Below are 764 nucleotides of genomic sequence, written 5' to 3'. Positions count from 1 at the left end.
AACCGCGAGTTCGACATGGTCACCGCCGAGAACGAGATGAAGATCGACGCGACCGAGCCGAACCAGAACCAGTTCACCTACGGCAACGCCGACCGCATCGTCAACCACGCGCGGACGCAGGGCAAGCGGGTCCGCGGGCACACGCTGGCCTGGCACTCCCAGCAGCCGGCGTGGATGCAGCGCCTCGAAGGCTCCGCGCTGCGTTCGGCGATGCTCAACCACGTCACGAAGGTCGCCCAGTACTACGCGGGCAAGATCTACGCCTGGGACGTGGTCAACGAGGCCTTCGAGGACGGCAGCTCCGGCGCCCGCCGCAACTCCAACCTCCAACGCACCGGCAACGACTGGATCGAAGCCGCCTTCCGCGCCGCCCGCGCCGCCGACCCCACCGCCAAACTCTGCTACAACGACTACAACACCGACGACTGGACCCACGCCAAAACCCAAGCCGTCTACCGCATGGTCCAGGACTTCAAAACCCGCGGCGTCCCCATCGACTGCGTCGGCCTCCAGTCGCACTTCAACGCCCAAAGCCCCGTCCCGTCCAACTACCAGACCACCCTGCAGAACTTCGCCAACCTCGGCGTCGACGTCCAGATCACCGAACTCGACATCGAAGGCTCCGGCACCACCCAGGCCGCCAACTACGAACGCGTGACGAAGGCGTGCCTGGCGGTGGCCCGATGCACCGGCATCACCGTGTGGGGCATCCGCGACACCGACTCCTGGCGCTCCTACGGCACCCCACTGCTCTTCGACGGCTC

Annotated in this window: 1 protein-coding gene; it reads left to right on the top strand. The window is 66.5% G+C overall.

The window, feature by feature from the left end:
* Positions 1-15: 15 nt before the first annotated feature.
* Positions 16-764, top strand: a 749-nt coding sequence (locus ABD126_RS38570; protein ID WP_343940651.1) for a glycoside hydrolase family 10 protein, incomplete at its 3' end; no start/stop codon positions are given.

This window comes from Saccharothrix mutabilis subsp. mutabilis, from assembly GCF_039521145.1.
Classification (GTDB): Bacteria; Actinomycetota; Actinomycetes; order Mycobacteriales; family Pseudonocardiaceae; genus Actinosynnema; species Actinosynnema mutabilis.
The sequence above is the reverse complement of the archived record's forward strand: the minus strand, read 5'-3'. Positions and strand labels throughout refer to the sequence as shown.